Here is a 19,049-nt window from a genome sequence, read left to right as displayed (position 1 = left end):
GTTTTTATACTTTGTCTGTTACACCCGGCTATCGCTCTATCAGACGGGTCTGTTCATGTTTTGCAGTGCGCCTTCAAGGGAGGCGATCTGCAGACGTTCATTGTCATCCAGCGCTTTCAGCTGCTGGCTAAAGACGGGTGCACCAAAAACAGAAACCGGCGACGTGAGCGATGTTGTATTGCTCTGTGAGACCGATTGCCAACTGCCGTTGCTGAACACCTCAAGGGCCGTGCTGCCAGGAAGTGGCGCGCTGGCGAACATCCCTGCCAGAGTCGATTTCCCCCCCACCGGCTGACTGATATCGGCGATATGGCTGCGCGTAACACCGACGTCGTAATGCGTGACGCCATCGCTGGCAAACACCGTGGCAATAGCCGACGCGCTGCCCTGCGCCGCAGGGTTAAACACGCTGGCGATCCCCGGCGTGGTGCCTTCCGCTCTGCCGGCATTAAAGAATGAAGAGGAAGCTCCGTTATCCGCCGACGCGCCGAGCGTCAACAGAGAAAGCTGGCTTTGCACCGCCGCATTATGGGCGGGGAGCGCCACCGTCGAACGGCCGCCGTTGGCTTTAAACTCAGGATCGCCGGTCGGTTGCTGAGGTTGAGGCTCAGGCTCGGGCAGCGGCGTTGCGGGCAGCACGCGCAGCACAAAGGTCGCGCTGACGCTCGCCCCTGCCGCATCCGTGGCGGTGACCAGAATCGACACCGCAGCGCCATCCGTACCGGCTGGCGTTCCGCTAAAGGTGCCGGTGGCCGGATCGAAACTCACCCAGGCCGGTAGCGCAGAGCCATCCGCCAGCGTGGCGCTGAGCTGCAGGGTATCGCCCACATCAATATCGGAGAAGGTATTCGCAGGGATAACGAAGCTAAACGCCCCGTCGCCACTGACGGTATGGTCGCTGATACCCGCGGTGACCGGCGCATCATTGACGTTATTCACCACCAGCGTGAAATCACTGGAAACCGGGACGCTGTTTTTATCCGTCGCGGTTACCCGGATCGTCAGCGTACCCACATCACCATTTTCCGGCGTGCCGGAGAAGGTCTGCGTCTGAGGGTTAAACACCAGCCAGGATGGCAGAGCAGAGCCATCGGCTAACGAGACGCCGTAAGTCAGCGTTTCGCCCGGATCGTTATCAACAAAGGCACCGCCCGGCAGCGTGAAGGTAAACGCGCTCCCCTGGCTGGCGGACTGATTCGCGATACCGTTAGCAACCGGCGCGCTATTACTGTGTGTATCGCCGCCGATCCCCTGACCGTTGAGATCGTTACCTGCCAGATCTTTCACGCCGCCGTTATTGCCGGTAAAGACCAGCTGAACGGTGCCCGCGCCGGTGACGTTGGTTAAATCAATGCGGTATGTGGTCGGGCTCAGAGCAACCAGCGCACCGATGGTCGCCGTGGTGCCGCTGCCGTTAACCAGAGAGAAGTCGCCGATATCCAGGCCCGTCACCGCTTCCGAGAAGACCAGCGTGTAGCTGAGAGCCTCGGTTGCTGGGATCCCCGTCAGCGTCAGGCTGACCGGAAGAGGATGGGCGGTATCGATGCTGAAACTGTCGGAGGCGGTCGTCCCCACGCCGACGTTCCCGGCCAGGTCGGTGATGCCGCTGTAGTCCAGGCCAATCGTGGTGCTGGCGCTGGTCACTCCGGCATTCGGGGTAAAGGTCGCCGTCCAGGTAATACCGCCATCGGTACTGCTCAAATTGCTCAGTACTCCGCCGGTGACCGTCAGATTCGCGCTGCTGAAGCCCGCGACCGGTTCGCTAAAGGTGATAGTGACCTGCGCGGTTTCACCGGCTTTCAGGGCGCTGTCGCTCACCTCGATCGTCGCCTCTGGCAGCGTCGTATCTATGCTGATGGTGCCGGATGTTTGCGTCCCGATGTTCGCGTTACCCACCGCGTCGGTGATGCCGGTGTAGTTGAGGATCACCGCCGAACTGGCGTTGGTCACGCTGGCATTCGGCGTCAGGGTAGCCGTCCAGGTTAAGCCGCCATCGCTGCTGCTCAGATTGGTCAGGGTACCGTCCGCCACGGAAAGGTTAGCAAGACTAAAGCCCGTAACCGGTTCGCTGAAGGTGATGGTCACCTGGGTACTCTCCCCGGCTTTCAGCGCATTATCGCCAACCGTTACCAACGCGCTCGCCGCCACGCCGTCGATCACGATAGCCTTCTGCGCCGCCAGCGAGTTAAGGCTATTCAGCCCCGGCAGCGTCAGTACGGCCGTGCGATTTGCATTGTCCGTAATGGTCGCGCCATTAAGGGAAAGCGCAGAGGTACTGACGTAGTTGAGATCGGCACTCCGATCGCCGCTCTGAACGGTGTAGGCAAAGGTTAAGGTGTTGGTGCCCGAACCCGCAACATAGGTCGCGACGCGGTCAATGGTACCTGTTTCAAGTAACAGGTTCGGGATCCCCCCGGTGGTGTCGACCAGCACACTGGCATCAAAGGATACCGTCACCAGGATGGTTTGCCCCGGTCCGTAAGCGCCGTCGGCGGTGGTCGCACTCACGCCGGTAATCGTCGGATTATTGGGATTAACGGTGATGGTAATCACATCAATATCGGTTTGCGCCCCGCCGGAGCCGGTGCCGCCGAGATCGTTACTGGTCATCTGGATCGCCGCGCCGCCGTTATAACCACTGTTGGGGTTAAACGTCAGGCCATTAAGCGCGTTATTAATATCGCTTAATGTGCCTTCGAAGGTCATGGTGCCATTGCCGGCACCGGTCCCGACGAGAAACACCAGCCCGGTGGATGACGACAAGGTCAACAATCCGTGCGTCGCGGTTAGCGTCATCCTCATCGTATTACCGCCAAGATCGACATCGCTGACGGAAATCGGGTTGCCGTTAGCGGCACTGAAGACCAGGGAACCATCCTGCTGTACCGTCTGCCCCGTCGGAACACTGTTAACCGGGGCGTCGTTCACCGCATCAATGTTTAGCGTTATCGCCGTCGATGCGGTTTTGGCGCCGCCGCTTCCCGTATTGCCTTCGTCATTAATGCTGATGGTCAGCGTCACGCTGCCCGTCGCGTTGCTGGCCGGATGAAACATCACGCTGCCGTTCGCGATCGCCGTATTAAGAGCGGCAATGGTGCCGCTCATCGTCAGAGAAGAGCTTTGGCTTCCGTTGAGGCTCAGCATGCCGCTCGTGACAGATAACGTCACGGTAACATTATTGCTGCCGGCATCGACATCCGAGAACGTGATCCCGGTAATGGCCCTGGCCACGTCTTCCGTCACGGAGATAGAAACCGGGACGGAGATGGTCGGGGCATCGTTTACCGCCACCACGCTGACCGTGGATGAGACCGACAGTACCGTCGTATCCACCCCGCCGTTGGCCGTCCCGCCGCTGTCCGTAATGCTCGTCACCGTCACCGTGCGGACGGGGCCGGTGGGGTTTTCGCTGGTATTACGGTAGGTCATACCGTCGATCACCGTCACAGCCGCCGAGGAACTGATACCGCCGGATTTGTTAAGTGTCATGGTGGCGGTTCCGGCCACGATACTAACGGAATACGACAGTCCGTTCGTCGTGGTCGTCCCGCTGTTGCCGTTGATCAACGCAATAGTCGTACCGTCAATTTGCAGCTGTTCGCTGCTGGCATTGGCCAGATTGCTGACAGTCAGCGTGAACCGGGTAATGGTCTGCCCGGCTTCGACCGTACCAACGGACACATTGCTGAAGAGATCGACCGCGCTCCCGTTTTCGGTGTAGGTCGGGTTAGTGCCGGTGGCAGAGAGCGTCGGCGCGTCATTGACGCCGGTCACGCCAACGGCCACCATTGCAGAGGTGCTACCGCCGTCGCCGTCATTCAGGGTCACCGTGACAGTCCGCGTCGCGGTGCTCGGCTCGGTCGTATTGGTGTTTTGATAAGTCAGCGCGCGAATTAAGCCCTGCACCGCCGCAGGCGTCGCATTGGCGTTAAAGGTGACGACCAGATCGTTCGCGCCGCTTCCGCCGCTAAAGGTACCAATCACCACGCCGCCCCAGGTGATCGCCGATCCGATGACGCCTATTTGTCCGATCCCGATCCCCTGATTGAGGATACCTGACACATCTTCACCGACATTGCGGTTAGCCGTTATCGACACCCACAGGCTGCCGCCGTTAAAATCGGCCGAATCCGCATCGCTGACCGTTGCGTTGCCGCCCGCGTCCAGAAGAACCGGCTGCGCGCCCTCGGTGTAGTTAACGCTATCGTTGTTAAAGTTGCCAATCACCGGCGCGGCATTAACTCCGCTAACCGTGATTCCGTTGCCGGTGAGGTCCGCCGTATTGCCGCCGGTAATCGGCCCGTTCCAGTCGTCGGCCGCGGCCAGATTGTAGGTCGTTCCGCCTGACGATGAAGTGCCATTATTATTGAGTATTGCCCCGAGCGCAGCTCTGTCGGTGGCGTTTAACATCACCGTAAAGGACGTGGCACTACCGATTTCTACGCTGCTACTGGTCAGCGTATACGTACTGCCGCCCTGACCGGTGAAGGTCAGCGTAGAGACGTTAATATCGTTATTCGCGCCAACTTGTTTCACCAGGTTAGTGCCCGTCACCGTTAATGTGCCGGTCGAGTTATCGTAAGTCGAAGAGGTAATGGTTGGCGTTTGCACATTGCTAACGGTGACGCCATTGCCCGTCAAATCGGCAGGCGTTGAGGATTGTGTCGCATTCCATCCCGCAGCGGCAGCCAGATTAAAGGTCGTCCCACTGGCAGCAGAGGTTGTCCCGTTTTTATTCAGCAGTCCTTCAACATTGAGTTGATCAAACGTATTCAGGTTGATGGTAAACGTCGTGCTGCTGCTGGCAATGACATTGCTGCTGGTTAAGGTGTAGGCATTGCCGTTTTCCCCCACCAGTGTCAGTCTGGAGACGTCAATCGTGTCGCCCGTTGCCAGGTTGGCACCCGTCACGGTCAACACGTTGGTGCTGGCGTTGTAGGCAGCAGACGTTATCGCTGGAGAGGGTACATTCAGTTTAATATCGGAAATGACGATATCCTGAAAGGCAGAGTATCCATCAGAAGAGATGACGACCTGTGTGACATCATTCATTGCCGAGGGAAAACTCGTTATGGTCGAAAAGCTGTCAGTAACGGCCACATTGAATGACGAAATATTCCCGTTGCTATCAGTCACAGTAAAGGTCAGTATGCCTGACGTCGCGCCGGCTCTGATCCCCGTGATATCGAAAGTATAGCCAGATGGGGGTTTTATCGTTAGTTCGGTATTATCACCGTTTTTAGTTCCGTCGTACGCATAGAGGCCGCCATTCTGCGCCCCGCCATAGCTTGGGTCGACATACAGCCCCCCCGTGCCAATACCACCAGAAAAGGTGACCGACTGACCCTCTACAGGGCGTGTAATTGTGGTTCTGGTCGCATCCAAATCAATATCGTTGTCAAAAAATGTAACCGTCCCCAGCACATCACTATAGGCTTCGATAGCCATGACGTCGGTATCAATACCGCCCGTCGTTTTTTCTAAGATCCAATCCCCACCGATCAGGCTGCTGCCTGTTGCATCCACGGACGCGGCAACATCCGCGCCGGTGGCCTGCGCCAGACTGGACAGGAACGCGTCGCCGTTTGCACCACCGGCAATATCGCAGCCGTAGAGCAGCAGATCGCCTTCGGCGGTTAAGGCCGCGCCCAGAGCCGCAAGCTGCGCCTGCACCTCGCCCGATTTCAGCGAGGCATCCGTCAGTACCTGAGTACCCAGATTCACCTTGCCTTCAGAGCCGTGGGAGAAAATATGGATCGCGTCATAGCCGCTATGGCTGGCCGCCCAGTCGGCGATTTGCTGCAGGCCGTTTTGCGAGCCGTCAATTAAGACCACCTCAACCCCGGGCTTAATGCCCGCCACCAGGGTTTCATAGTCTTTTACCGAGGTATCCACAAAGGCGACTTCTTTGCGTGGGGAGGTCGCGCCGTCCGCTACCGCCGCGACATCAATATCCTGAGTTGCGGTAGCCTGAGTATCGTGAGTGTTTTGATCTGCGGCCGCATCGGCGTGGCTGGCGGTCGGTTCCGCCGTCTCTGCCGCCGTATCATTGACCGTTGCCGCAATGGCACCATCAAACAGAATACGCGGCTCAAGGACATACGCCGGAATAGAAGAGGTTGTTACCGGACGGGTCGAAACAGACTTCGCCGACCGTGGATGCAGAGTAAACCAGTTACGCCACGCCATAGGGGTACTCCTTAAGCATCTTGCCGATATATTTAATTTATGTAATGTATTTTGTGAGTGAAGACCTAAAGTCTGTGTCATTTCTGCCGATAAGGGCGTCGAAAAAGGCGGGAAAGGCGCGACAGATAAGGCTTCGGGGCTATATTTCCACAGATTCACATCCATTAACAATAGATTTTAAAAAGAAACATTTTCACGAAAGCGTTAACACGCTCTAATGAATATATATGCTTTAAAGATCAAAAAACTAACGGACAGTGACAATACTGTTCAGGAGAGCAGCGTGCTGCGCAATGGCCCCTCTGAGCACGACAAAAAGGAGATGTTTGTGAAACTGATTCAAAACCTGATAGTAACGCTGGAACAGTGTATTCCCGGCCTGGACGTCAACCCGCTCTCTTCCGCCCTTCCTGCCAGTACTGAACAACATACCGTCCTGGCATGGCTGTACACGCATCTCAGCGAACAGCGTCTGATGACCTATAAAGAGTGGAATGAATATAGCGGTGAGATTCCCGATTTAGCGCCGCTGGCGGCTTTATCGCTGACTGAAAATGCTGCGGATTTCATTTATGGCCAGCTGGAGAATATCGACTGGTCCGCGGCAAGTATCGATCCGGCAGAGTTACCCTATATTCTCCCCTGGCTTGAGCATCTCAATTTCTACCTTCAGCCTTCGGGACTGAGGCTGGTCGATCTGCTGCCGTTTGAAAACGCCTATATTTTCTGCGTGCGTGACGATGAAGCCCTGCTGGAAAAACTCAACGCTGACCTGCAAGCCTTTGGGATCGGTATCAACGATCGCTCTGCCATGGACCCACAGCAGGTTGCCGATGAGATTGCGTCTCTGCTCTGAGCCCCATAAAAAACCACCCCGAAGGGTGGTTTCATAAAAATCAGAACTCGTAACGCGCACCGAAGTTATAGCGACGACCTTCCAGCTGTGCTATCTGGTTGTAGGTAGTGGTGCGGATAGGGTTCACATCGAACAGGTTGTAAACGCCGGCCATCAGCGTGATGTCCTTATTCAAATGATACCGTGCTCCCATATCCACCAGCGCATAGCCTTCCGTATCGGTGGATTTACCGATATCCGGCGTGCGGCTGCGCCAGCTCGCCTTACTCCACAGATCCAGATCGCTGGTCGCACTCCAGGTCAGGGAAAGGTTCGCCATGCTGGACGGGTATTCATTCAGCGCATAGCCCTTATACTGCCCACTCTGCTGCTCGCTATGGGTATATGTATAGTTCGCGTTCGCCTTCAGGGACGGCGTCACCTGCCAGTCGCCGTTCAGCTCCAGACCGTAGATTTCCGCATCGCTAACGTTGAAGTAGCGTGAGACGCTTAGCGCCTCATAACCATTGTAAACGCATGGATCGGCCTTCGTTCCGGTACAAATGGTGTAGTCACTGATTTTGTTTTTAAATTTGGTATAGAAGACGGTGGCATCCAGCGCCAGGGTATCCTGCTGCCAGTAGATACCCAGCTCGGTATTAACACTCTCTTCCGGCTTCAGGTCATCGTTACCAATACCGATTTCAGAATACGGATAGGAACCGTATACGCTGGTAAAACCGGATTTATTCTCACGCAGATCCGGTTTTTTATAGCCGGAGGAGACGCCGCCTTTCAGCGCCCAGCTTTCGTCAATCGTCCAGTTACCGTAGAGCTTAGGCGTCACGTGGTAGCCAAAGCTACTGTCGTGATCGAGACGGGCGGAGGTCGTCAGCGTAAAGTCCGGCACAATCATCCAGGCATCTTCAGCAAAAACTGCCCAGCCATCGCGGGAGATCTTACTAACAGGCGTTACGCCCGGCACAATTTTGTCTTCAATACCAAAGGTGTCATCCAGCTCGTTACGGGTGTAGTTGGCACCGACCGTCAGCTTATGATCGCCAAAGGAGAAAGTATTGGCGCTGTTGGCTTCAAAATTGTTCTGCTTGACGTACTGCGGGTTCATCCCCGGAACGCGGTATTCCGTCTTCGCTTTTTCATAGCTGATGAAGTTTTTCGCTTCCAGCACATCACCGTACCAGGCGTTCTGCGACAGAGAAACGGCATCGCGATCAAAGCCCCACTCCCACGCCTTATCGTCGTGACTCTTATCCTGATGTCCCTTCACGGCATTCAGCGTCCAGAGCTGGGTGTCCGTGGGCGACATATCGATAGTAGCATCAAGGTTTCCGGCCTGATGCTTCACAAAACGGTTGTTTTTGACACTGTCATCGTCGCGCCTGTCGAGATAGTCCGCACCCACGCTGATCCCGAGTTTACCAGGGATAACTGGCCCCATAACAAAGACGTTGGTCTGGTTAGTGTTACCGTACTCACTCTTCTCCTGGAGGAAGTAGTTATTCTCCAGCACGCCCGCCCATTTATCGAGGTTGTACGCTTTTTTGGTGATGACGTTGACCACGCCGCCAATGGAATCGGAACCATACAGCGAGGACATCGGCCCGCGGATCACCTCAATGCGTTCGATAGCGGCCATAGGCGGCATAAAGGCCGCTTCCGTACCGATATGGTGCCCGTAAGGACGGGACTCACGGGTGCTCTGCTTGATGCCGTTAACCATATAAGCGGTATAGCTCGATCCCATACCGCGCATCTGCACATCACCGCTGGCCAGGCTGCCGTTGCCGCTGCCCACCAGTACACCCGGAATATCCCGAATGGCTTCGGTAACATTCTGGTTGGTTCGGGTATTAATCGCCTTCTCATCGACCACCGAGATTGTTGCCGGTGCCTCGCGACGCTCCTGGCTAAAACCGGTGGCGGTCACCACCATCTGATCTTCGTTTTTCGTTGTGTCATCGGCGGCTGAAACAGCCGCAGGCAGATTGCCGAGGGCCAGGGCAATCGCCACGGCCGTGCGTGTCCATGTCGTCACGTTGGTGCCCTTAGAATTTGGTTAAATCGATCTTGAGGACGTAGTCATCCCCGCCCGCTTTCTCATCCTGCTTCACGCTGGCATAGAGCGTTTTGCTGTCGGCAGAGAGTGCCAGGCTATTCGGCATCGCGGCCGTTTTGATGATGTGCTTGACGCTATGAGTTTTCGCGTCAATCACGCTGATCTCATGGGCATTGCGGTGGGTAACATAGACTTCGTCGCGCCCGGCGTTATAGATCGCCGCAATGGAATTCGGCGTCGGAATGCGGTGCAGCAATTTGCCGGAAGCCAGCTCAACCACCAGCACGTCAGGGGTATTGGTATCGGCGATATAGCCCACGCCAGCGGCGGTATTGAGGGCAATATTCAGGAAGTAGTGCTTAGGCTCTTTGGGATCGACCTTGACGCGGGAAACCAGCCGGGAGGTTTTGCCATCCAGCGTAATCAGCTCCCCGCCACCGTTCACCACGTAGACCTTATCGCCTGCAGTATCAACGGCAAAGCCGACCGGCTCCAGCTTCTCAAGGGTTTCTGCCAGCTGCTGTTTCTCAGTATCCACCACCCACAGCAGGCCCTGGTCTTTGCGACCGATGCCGGAGACATAGAGACGCTGATGTTTCTTATCCAGCACCAGTTCACGAACGTGCGCGGTCTTTTTCGGATCGGCATCGTCGCTCAGCTGAAGGGTTTTAATAACTTTATTGGTGCGGGTATCCAGCAGGCTAACGGAGCCTTCCAGAGAGTTACCCAACCAGAGGATATGATTCTCTTCATCCAGCGCAACGGCAAAAGTGCGGCGCTCGGTGGCGATTTTATCTTTGATCTGGAGTGAATCAGCGCCCAACTGGAAGACCAGACCGGCGGTTTTATCTTTATCAAAAGAGGGTGCCGATGCGGCATACAGCGCCTTTTGCCCGTTATCCACGGCCAGTTCGTAAACCCCGTGCCCAAGAGGCTGCGACGAGAAATCTTTCTCCGAGAAGTCTTTTGCCAGTGCGGAACCGGCGTGGAAGGCAAAGGAAATGGCGAGGGCGCACAGCGAGAGTTTCTTTACAGAGGTCGAAGTCATATTGTTTTTTCTTTACGTTGATTTACGAAAAGAAAATGATAATTAAAACCAATATCATTTGCAATTAGATGCAAATCCTCACTTTTTTGTCATTAATTTGTCATAAAACCGAGAAGGCATGCGGTTTACAGGACTATCGCCATGGCGTAAAACCCGCCTGGCAAGATGTAAAGTACCAATATTGATAGGCGAGCCCTGAAAGGCCCGCCAGCCGGGCCAGGAGGTTATTTTTTCGGATTAACGCCAGATCGCTTACTCCGGGATCACCTTCTCCGCCTTCAGCGTATTAAACAGCCCGGTAAAGGAGTCCAGCGTGGCACGATAGCCGGTAAAGCCCGCCTTACGACTCTTGCTCATATCGGTAAACGCCTCCATCGGACGACCCAGGTCGGCATCGGTATGCCACCAGGAGGCCAGCTTCGTGATATCCGCCTCGCGCAGCTGATAGTGGGCAGCCACTTCTTTCCAGGCCTCCGCCGCTTCCTGCATCCGACCTTCCAGCGGCATCATCTGCGCCGGATAGTCTGCCGCTTCAATCCCGAAATACGCGGCCAGTCGTGGCCAGAGCCAGTTCCAGCGGAATACGTCCCCGTTGACCGCATTGAAATCCTCATTCGCTCCTTCTGCGGCAGTGGCGGCCCACAGGAGCTGCTCTGCCAGCAGACCGGCATCGGTCACATCGGCCAGGCCGTTCCACTGCTCCGGCGAGCCGGGGAAGATAAACGGCCAGCCTTTTTCGCGACACAGGGTGGCGTAGACCGCCAGGGTCAGGCCCATATTCATGGCGTTACCGATGGCGTAGCCAATAATGGTGTGCGGGCGATGGACGCTCCAGCGATAGCCGTATTTTTCGGCCCCGGCGAATACTTCATCTTCCTGGGCATAGTAGAAATTATCCACCGGCTGGCGGCCCTGCTCTTCCCGGAACGGCGTGACCGGCACGACACCTTTACCGTAGGCTTCAAACGGACCGAGATAATGTTTCAGACCCGTAACCAGCGCCACATGCGCGCCATTCAGTCGCTCGCCAAGTGCTGCAATAACGTTGCGGACCATCCCGCCGTTAACGCGAATATTGGCTTTTTCATTTTCCTGCCGGGACCAGACGCTAAAGAACAGCGCATCCGGTTTTTCCTCCGCCAGCACGGCCTGAACCGCGTCGGCATCGGTCAGATCGGCGGTCAGGCTGCGAACGCCCTCGGGTATCGCGCCCTTTCCGCGTGAAAGCCCCGCCACCTGCCAGCCTTCGCGCTGCAGTTTCTCCGCCAGCGCGCGCCCAATCACGCCGCTGATGCCGACAATTAACGCCTGCTTTTGCATTTCAATTCTCCTCAGTTTCAGTAATGATGAGCTTAATAGAGAAATAAATTCTTATCTCTGGCATAAATTCACGACATTACGGAACTGAGTTCATCAATTCATGCACGACAGGCAACTGAAAGATATCGTCCCCTTTGTGGTCAGCGTCGAGACCGGCAGTTTTGCTGCCGCCGCTGAACGCCTGCATCTCACGCCTTCGGCGGTGAGCAAAAGCGTCACGCGGCTGGAGGCCCGGCTGGGTTCGATCCTGCTGGAACGCACCACCCGCAGCCTGAAACTGACCGATGCGGGCAGCGCGTATTACCAGACCTGTCTGCGGATTATGGAAGAGCTGGCAGAGGCCGAGGCGATCCTGGCCGCGCAGCGCACCATCCCATCGGGACGGCTCCGGCTGGCGGTGCCGAGTACCTATGGCCGACTCGGCGTGATGCCGGTGCTGATCCCTTTTTGCCAGCAATTCCCGGATCTGGAAATCAGCATGTCGTTTAGCGATCGCTTTCTCGATCTCTTTGATGAAGGCGTTGATGTGGCGGTCCGTATCGGCGGCTCGCCGGATCTGCCCGCCTCTCTCGGCTGTCGTCAGATGGGACGCGAGCGGATGGTGTTTTGCGCGGCACCGGATTATCTGGCCCGTGAAGGTCGCCCGGAGAGCGAAAACGCGCTGTTAGCGCATCGGGCGATCCTCTACGAGCGCATCGACGGCACGCCCAAACCCTGGCTTTTTACCACCGCCGACGGGCATCCCCACTGGCGCAGCGTGCCGCATCGTCTCTCTTTAGGTGATGTGGATGCGCAGGTACAGGCCGTTTGTGGCGGGCTCGGCGTAGCCCAGACGCCGTCGTGGCTGGTACGGGAACAGCTGGCGCGCGGCGAGCTGGAGATCATCCTGCCGGAGCAGCAGCCCGACGGCCTGCCGCTAACCCTGGTCTGGCCGCGCCGCAAACAGCTGTTGCCGAAAGTGGATGCGCTGCTGGAGGCGTTGGGGGAGTTGCAGATCCGCTAATACAACCCGTTCAGGATCGCAAAAACATGCTGCTTTTTCACTCGATTCATTGTGTATTTCTGCACCAGATCAATAGGTTTCAGCCAGCTTTTTCACTATAATCTCGTGGGTAAAACGGCAGAGAAACGAAGATGGCAACGGCAAATATCAACAGCGAAATGTTAACCTGGGCGCGTACGCGTTCTGGTTACTCTTTGTCCGTATTTGCCAGCAAATGTGCCATCAGTGAAGAGCGTCTGGTGCAGTGGGAATCGGGTACGCACGCCATGACCTTTAACCAGGCAATGCTCTTCGCAGAAAAAGCGCATATTCCTTTCGGCTATTTGTTTCTGGCAACGCCTCCTGTTGAAATGCTTCCTATCCCTGACCTGAGAACCCCCGGCAGCCATCCTGTTCACCAGCCCAGTGCCGAACTACTCGATCTAGTAAAACTGATGCTTCAGCGCCAGGAATGGTACAGGGAGTACCTGCGGCAGCAGTTAGTCGAGCCGAATCCCTGGGTCGGGCGTTTATCCATGCATAGTCGCGTCGATACTATCGTCGATGATATCAGGCAGGCATTGCAGGTCGGCCTGTATCCTGAACGTGGCAACAGCGATGCTTATTACAGAGATCTCATTACTCGCATTGAGTCGCTCGGCATTTTAGTCATGCGGCAGGCTAACCTGGGCCATTTCACGCGTCCTTTACAGGTCGAGGAATTTCGCGGGTTCGCCATTACCGATGAATATGCTCCCATCATCTTTGTGAATCATGCCGACACCCCTGGAGCAAGGCTATTTACACTCATTCATGAGCTGTGCCATATCTGGATAGGGCAGTCCGGTATTTCTGACGGTGACACACGTGCGACGCGGCAAGAAGAACTGTTATGCAACGCAGTAGCCGCTGTGTTTCTGGTGCCGGAAGAGGAGTTCACTCAACTATGGCAGCCTGATACTGAGCACTGGCAGGATAACCTCGCCCCTCTGGAGCTTCACTTTAGAGTCAGTAAATGGGTTCTGGCACGACGGGCGTTGACGCTGAAATTTATTCGTTACGATGACTATGCCCGCTACATTGCAGGACTCAAAGCTGAATGGCAAAAGCGGGAAAAAAGTGACGGAGGCCCTGATTACTATCGGACCAAAAAGGCACAAATTAGTTTGCCTTTTTCCCGTGCAGTCGTCGGTCAGGCACTGAGTGGCCAGCTTTTCCTGCGTGAAGCGAGCTCGCTTCTTGATGGTATAAAACCGGCCAATCTTCCTGTTTTCGCGAAGGAGCTCGGAGTATGAGATACCTGCTGGATGCAAATACGTATATTCAGGCAAGGTTTATTCTGGATTCCTGAATATCCACCCTGGTCTTCGCCATTGTTCCCCCCATCGCAACACTCTGTCCCGTTTCAACAGGATAGTGGTATCGCCATTCTCCTCTTACAATCAATGAATACCGTACTAAAGGAGGTTGCTATGTCTTTTCCCGAAATGACTTATTCCCTCGGCGATCGTCAGGTTGCGCGGCTGGGTTACGGCGCGATGCAGCTGGCGGGACCGCATGTTTTTGGCCCACCGGCGGACGAGGCTCGTGCGCTGCAGGTGCTGCGTGACGCCGTCGCGGCGGGGGTGAATCATATCGATACCAGTGATTTTTACGGCCCGCACGTGACCAATCAGCTGATTAAAAAGGCTCTGCACCCTTACGCCGATGACCTGGTGATCGTCACCAAAGTCGGTGCCCGTCGGGATGAGCAGGCCAACTGGCTGCCCGCGTTTAGCGCTGCCGAGCTGACCCGTGCAGTGGAAGATAACCTGCGCAATCTCGGCCTGGACGTTATCGACGTGGTCAATCTGCGCGCCATGTTTGACACGCACGGCCCGGCAGAAGGCTCGCTGGAGGCGGAGCTGGACACGCTGATTAAGCTTAAAAAACGGGGATTGATTCGCCATATCGGTCTGAGCAACGTGACCGCGAAGCAGGTAGCCGATGCCCAAAGCATGACAACGATTGCCTGCGTGCAGAACCTCTACAATATTGCTAATCGTCAGGATGAAGCCCTGATCCACCAGCTGGCCGAACAGGGGATTCCCTATGTGCCTTTTTTCCCACTCGGCGGTTTTTCCCCGCTGCAGTCGGAACAGCTGAATGAGGTCGCGAAAGAGCTGAACGCCACGCCGATGCAGGTTGCTCTGGCCTGGCTGCTGCAGCATTCGCCCAACATTCTGCTGATACCCGGCACGTCATCCCCGGAACATCTTCAGCAGAATCTGGCAAGCGGCGCGCTGCAGCTAACGCCCGACGTGGTCGCTCGTCTGGATGCGATAAGCCAGAATTAGGTTAGCTGGCCGCAACAAGGCGATATAGCGGCACCCGCCTTGTTGTCCCCGTCAGATTATCTGAGACGTCCGTTTCCGCCGTCGCGATACGCATGCCTCGCTTGCGCAGGGTCGCGATATCGGCGGCAATGCGCTGGCTGCCAAACCAGAACAGGGCATCGAGCGCGGTCACCGCCAGCCCGGACTCCAGCGCCAGCTTCAGGCGATCTTTCGGGGATTTGGTCTCTTTGGCGATCTGCTGAAAGGGCGTGGCGGCGGTACCGGTGTCATCAACGCGGCGAATACGGGTCGCCAGGCTGTAGCGGAACTCATCCGGAATGGTGCTGAGATCGGTTTTCAGGCTGTAGACACAGCCAAAGCGCTTGCCGTTAAAGGTGGCGCTTTTCTGGCTGATCTGCAGCTCATCACGCAGTCCGGCAATCAGCTGAGGCGTGCGCACCAGCAGCAGTCGGAAAGGCAGTTCAAAGCTGGAAACATAGTCCACATTCAGCAGGGCAAGCCGCAGCCGCGCTTCGGCTCCCAGCCCCGCCTGCCGACATTCGTCGCTGACTTCAACCCACTGGCGGGTCAGACGGGGAGATTCGTTCAGTTCCGTGAAGCGATAGTTTTCAATCTGATAATCAATCCGGCCGGTCACGCTGAATGTCCTTGTGATGATGTTTCAGTCTTAGCCGTTCACTTTATCAACATCCACCGATTGCCGGAAGTCAGTTGTAGCGGATAATCGCTACCGCCGAGCCCTTGAGCGCACCCGCCGTCACCTCGCCGGGCGCAGAGAGCACCGAGCGAATATTCACTCTGGTCGTCCCTTTTACCAGCGGAACCGAGGTCAGGTTTCGCGACCAGTTCACATTATCCCTTGAGGCGCTGACGCTACTGGTCACACCGTGGCCGAGATTGACCGTGGCATAAGCGGCGGCGCTATTGTTATCTCCGGTAATCTGCACCGTACCCGTCGCCGCAGAATTACAGGTCACGGAAATAGTGCTGGCCGCCGTTGAATTCTGGATCGCGGAAGGCGTCAGCGTGCCGTGAGCGAGCGTCACCGCACCGGGCATAGAGCAGGAGATATCCGGGTCTACCGGCTGGCCGCCGTCGGAGCGAATTTGGACAGGGACGGTAATCGAATAATTTAAGGGAATATCTCTCCCCGCCGTCGCCCACCAGTAGTTGTAGCCATTCCCGTCCGGGAACCAGGTAGTGGTCGCCCCTACGGGCACCGTGACGTACACCGTATAGTTGCCGTCTGCGACGCCGGAAAGATTATAAAACCAGGCATCAAAGCTGATTTTACGGATAACGTTATCATCCTCTTTGGTCACGCCAATGGCATAGGGCGGTGCGGCATCGATTTGCCCCATCGAGATAAAACCGTCCTGACGCTCGTCATAAAGGACAAAGTTATTGCCTTTGTTGCCACCCATCGGTCCGGCGATCAGCGAGACGATACCGGTCCCGGAGCCAATCGGGACGCCGGTCGTCGTCTTCTGTGCCGCAACCACCAGGCCGCTGGAGCAGCTGCCCATACGGGTATAATTCGGGGTCGTCATACTGTCGGTGCGCGTGCCGGCATCCTGCCAGTCGGAACGGGTAGTTGAGGAGTACCACTTCTTCAGACCCTGATTCGCCACCACGTTCATGGTGATATGGTAGGTGCCGCCGCCCGTCCAGGTTACCACCACGTTAGACATGGAGATCCCGCCTAAACTGGTGGCTTTGTAGTTAACACCGCCGACGATCATGCCCTGGTTACATGGCTTGTCCGCAGCTCTGGCCGTTTTAGTGTGGAGCAGCATCATCGCGCTGATAAACAGGCTCAGCACCAGAATGGCGGGCCATCCTTTTGCGTTATTTTTCATTGTCTTCACTCTTGTCAAAATAGAGGCCGCAGCGTCAGAGATAATTCACTGACATGGTGGCGGTAGCGCTAAAACTGCCCGCTTTCAACACCGTGCTGGCCGCCGCCCAGGGCACCGCCGTAAAGGTCAGCACGGCGTTGCCATTGCCGTTTTCGGCAAAGCCCTGGGTAAGGACATAGCCCAGATTAATACCGTTACTCGTCATGCCATTACCCAGCAGCATGGGCTTGCTCTGGTCGGCGCCCTGATAAAGGGCAATCCCGAAGTTACTCACCGAGCTCGCCAGCACATTGTTCTGGGGAGCGCCCGAGAGCGCCGGGCCGGTGATCCTGACAAAGGGCACGTTATTGGTATAAGGACAGTAAACGCTCACCTGTCGGGTCTGCGGATACTGCCCGCTGCTCAGATTACCGACGGGTAGATTGCCGAAATTAACCTCAATCGTTTTGCCCCCGTTAATCGTGCAGGTGGGGATCTGGACGGTGCCGGTAATGGACACATTCACACTGTCAGCCTGCGCGGCGGATGCCGTCAGAACCAGGGCAAACGCAGCAGCGCGATGGCACAGGTTACTCATCTCTCCCCTCCTCGCCGGGCATTACAGATACCGTACCTGTAGCGTCGAACTGGCCGTAAATTCGCCAGGGGTCAACAGATCCAGGCTGTTTATCCGACCAATCCCGGCCTTCAGGGTTAAGGTTCGTGCCGTACCGGTGCCGGTAACGGAGGAGGTGACGGTGGTTTCTGTTCCCAGCGGCAGCGCCGTCGTACCATCTTTCTGGCGTAAATAGACAACCAGCCCTTCGCTGTACTTTGAGGTTTTCAGCACGCCCTGGGTCGCATTGTGGGCGGAGGATGTGGTCACCGTCAGCCTCGGCGTGCCGGAGGTGTACGGGCAGACGATGGGAATATTGACTTCCCGAAGCTGATAGGGCGTGTTCGCCGCCGCCAGCGTCTGGATCTCCACGTCGCCAAAAGGCACCGTCACCTGGGTATTGTTGTTCACCGTGCACAGGGGAACGACCAGGTTCCCGGTAAAAACCATGCCGGTATCCGCCCCTGCCGTCAGGGGCAGCAGGCAGGAGACCAGCAGCGCGGCGACGCTTTTCTTAACCGTCTTCATCTCGACTTCCTTTTTCCGTTCCATATCACTGGTAGTTAATCTCAAAGGTGGCAATGGCGCTGTACTCCCCGGCCGTCACGCTTCTCTCCGCCAGCGCCTCTGGCGTGGCCTGCACATACGCGCTGAAGTTGAGGGTGACTGCCTCAGCGCTAATCACATCCCCGTTACCCGCGCGATGCGCATCGCCCAGCGCCAGCGGCGTCTGCCCGTCCGTATCGACAATCTGAATCCCCAGCCTGCCCGCATTCACGCCAGCGACTTTTAGCGTCCCCGGCAGGCCCTGTTCCGGTTCGCCGGAGAAGACGACCTTAACCACTTTGCCGATCGACTCCGCCCGGCAGTTGAGCAGTTTGATGGGAAAACGTTTCGCCGGACTTCTGCCCGGCGCGTGGTGAAACTGCGGCAGCGCGCTCTGCATAAAAACCACATCCTGAGCGGCCGAGGTCGGATCTAACTGGCAGGGTCTGTCCAGCAGATTGCCGGTAAAGGCCATATCCGCCGCGCCACTCCCGCTCAGACACAGCAGCATCAGACAGAGGATGAGCTTAGCCATCGTTACGCCTTCTCCGCAGCCGTACACTGGCTGCCCGTGCAGCGGAACGGCAGCGTCGGACGACCGCCGTAGTCGTTAATAAAGGTCAGCCACGGCGTTCGGGTCTGCGGCGCTTTCACGCTTAGATCTGACTTCGGCGCGACCATGACCGCCTCAAACTCCCCGTCCTCGGCATCTTTGCGGGTCACGCCAAAGCCGATAATGGTGATGTAGTACGGCGTCGGGTTAGTGATGCGATATCCACCCGCTTCCGGGTGCAGCACCACCTGATCCTGCCAGGCCTTGTTCGGCTCGGCCTTGATCGCCTCCGGGCGCCAGAAGAGTTTGACCTGGGTCTGCAGGGCTATCTGCAGCACATTTGCTTTATCACTCTTCGGAGGAATTTCGCGCAGGTTAAAATAGAAAAGGCTTTCGCGATCCTGGGGAAGCTGACTGATGCCGGGCGTGGCCATCAGCCTGAGCTGGCTTTTTGCTCCGGCTTCCAGACGCTGGACCGGTGGCGTCACCACCAGCGGGCCGGTAGTGATTTTTTCATGCCGCTCATTTTCCAGCCAGGATTGCGCCAGATAAGGCAGCTGCTCATTTTCATTGGCAATATTCAGGGCCACGGACTTTTCATCACCGTTATAAATAATACGGGTACGGTCCAGTGAAATAGCGGCCTGTCCTGCCGACGCGGCACAAATACCGGCGATCAGCAGCAGCGATTTAAATTTAAACATCTTTA

The 19,049-nt window shown here is 56.5% G+C and carries 14 protein-coding genes; 4 read left to right on the top strand and 10 right to left on the bottom strand.

Going from position 1 to position 19,049, the window contains the following annotated elements; genetic code table 11:
* Window positions 1-39: 39 nt before the first annotated feature.
* Window positions 40-6,189 (bottom strand): Ig-like domain-containing protein, encoded by a 6,150-nt coding sequence (locus EDF81_RS17550; protein WP_184999539.1) that lies wholly within the window; start codon window positions 6,187-6,189, stop codon window positions 40-42.
* Between the two features lie 322 nt (window positions 6,190-6,511).
* Here EDF81_RS17550 and EDF81_RS17545 point away from each other — a divergent pair, with 322 nt between their 5' ends.
* On the top strand, window positions 6,512-7,045 hold the full coding sequence (locus EDF81_RS17545) for a hypothetical protein (protein ID WP_123349551.1): 534 nt from the start codon (window positions 6,512-6,514) through the stop codon (window positions 7,043-7,045).
* A 40-nt stretch (window positions 7,046-7,085) separates the two neighbouring features.
* Here the strand turns inward: EDF81_RS17545 and EDF81_RS17540 are convergent, their stop codons facing one another.
* The 3 genes from EDF81_RS17540 to EDF81_RS17530 all read right to left on the bottom strand — a co-directional run bounded on the left by EDF81_RS17540 (window position 7,086) and on the right by EDF81_RS17530 (window position 11,469).
* The gene (locus EDF81_RS17540; protein WP_123349437.1) at window positions 7,086-9,080 is read right to left on the bottom strand and encodes a TonB-dependent receptor domain-containing protein; all 1,995 of its coding nucleotides are present in this window, start codon (window positions 9,078-9,080) and stop codon (window positions 7,086-7,088) included.
* A 10-nt stretch (window positions 9,081-9,090) separates the two neighbouring features.
* Window positions 9,091-10,149 (bottom strand): YncE family protein, encoded by a 1,059-nt coding sequence (locus tag EDF81_RS17535; RefSeq protein WP_123349436.1) that lies wholly within the window; start codon window positions 10,147-10,149, stop codon window positions 9,091-9,093.
* 252 nt (window positions 10,150-10,401) lie between these two features.
* Complete coding sequence (locus EDF81_RS17530) at window positions 10,402-11,469, bottom strand: SDR family oxidoreductase (RefSeq protein WP_123349435.1); 1,068 nt, start codon at window positions 11,467-11,469, stop codon at window positions 10,402-10,404.
* 100 nt (window positions 11,470-11,569) lie between these two features.
* Between EDF81_RS17530 and EDF81_RS17525 the strand changes: the two genes are divergently transcribed.
* The 3 genes from EDF81_RS17525 (at window position 11,570) to EDF81_RS17515 (ending at window position 14,787) form a co-directional block, all read left to right on the top strand.
* Window positions 11,570-12,472 carry a LysR family transcriptional regulator gene (locus tag EDF81_RS17525; RefSeq protein WP_123349434.1) on the top strand — a complete coding sequence of 301 codons (903 nt, stop codon included), beginning with the start codon at window positions 11,570-11,572 and terminating at the stop codon, window positions 12,470-12,472.
* A gap of 131 nt (window positions 12,473-12,603) precedes the next feature.
* Window positions 12,604-13,746 carry an ImmA/IrrE family metallo-endopeptidase gene (locus EDF81_RS17520; RefSeq protein ID WP_123349433.1) on the top strand — a complete coding sequence of 381 codons (1,143 nt, stop codon included), beginning with the start codon at window positions 12,604-12,606 and terminating at the stop codon, window positions 13,744-13,746.
* Between the two features lie 177 nt (window positions 13,747-13,923).
* Window positions 13,924-14,787, top strand: coding sequence for an aldo/keto reductase family oxidoreductase (locus tag EDF81_RS17515; RefSeq protein WP_123349432.1), 864 nt, complete (start codon window positions 13,924-13,926; stop codon window positions 14,785-14,787).
* A gap of 1 nt (window position 14,788) precedes the next feature.
* Here the strand turns inward: EDF81_RS17515 and EDF81_RS17510 are convergent, their stop codons facing one another.
* The 6 genes from EDF81_RS17510 to EDF81_RS17485 all read right to left on the bottom strand — a co-directional run bounded on the left by EDF81_RS17510 (window position 14,789) and on the right by EDF81_RS17485 (window position 19,044).
* Window positions 14,789-15,424: a helix-turn-helix domain-containing protein gene (locus tag EDF81_RS17510; protein WP_123349431.1), complete on the bottom strand. Its 636-nt coding sequence runs from the start codon at window positions 15,422-15,424 to the stop codon at window positions 14,789-14,791.
* A gap of 70 nt (window positions 15,425-15,494) precedes the next feature.
* Window positions 15,495-16,646, bottom strand: coding sequence for a hypothetical protein (locus tag EDF81_RS17505; RefSeq protein WP_123349430.1), 1,152 nt, complete (start codon window positions 16,644-16,646; stop codon window positions 15,495-15,497).
* A gap of 34 nt (window positions 16,647-16,680) precedes the next feature.
* Window positions 16,681-17,223, bottom strand: coding sequence for a fimbrial protein (locus EDF81_RS17500; RefSeq protein ID WP_123349429.1), 543 nt, complete (start codon window positions 17,221-17,223; stop codon window positions 16,681-16,683).
* Between the two features lie 21 nt (window positions 17,224-17,244).
* Window positions 17,245-17,769, bottom strand: a complete 525-nt coding sequence (locus EDF81_RS17495) for a fimbrial protein (protein ID WP_184999540.1) — start codon at window positions 17,767-17,769, stop codon at window positions 17,245-17,247.
* A 25-nt stretch (window positions 17,770-17,794) separates the two neighbouring features.
* Window positions 17,795-18,322 carry a fimbrial protein gene (locus EDF81_RS17490; RefSeq protein WP_123349427.1) on the bottom strand — a complete coding sequence of 176 codons (528 nt, stop codon included), beginning with the start codon at window positions 18,320-18,322 and terminating at the stop codon, window positions 17,795-17,797.
* Between the two features lie 2 nt (window positions 18,323-18,324).
* On the bottom strand, window positions 18,325-19,044 hold the full coding sequence (locus EDF81_RS17485; protein ID WP_123349426.1) for a molecular chaperone: 720 nt from the start codon (window positions 19,042-19,044) through the stop codon (window positions 18,325-18,327).
* Window positions 19,045-19,049: the final 5 nt, after the last annotated feature.

It is taken from the genome of Enterobacter sp. BIGb0383 (assembly GCF_003751845.1).
GTDB lineage: Bacteria > Pseudomonadota > Gammaproteobacteria > Enterobacterales > Enterobacteriaceae > BIGb0383.
The sequence above is the reverse complement of the archived record's forward strand: the minus strand, read 5'-3'. Positions and strand labels throughout refer to the sequence as shown.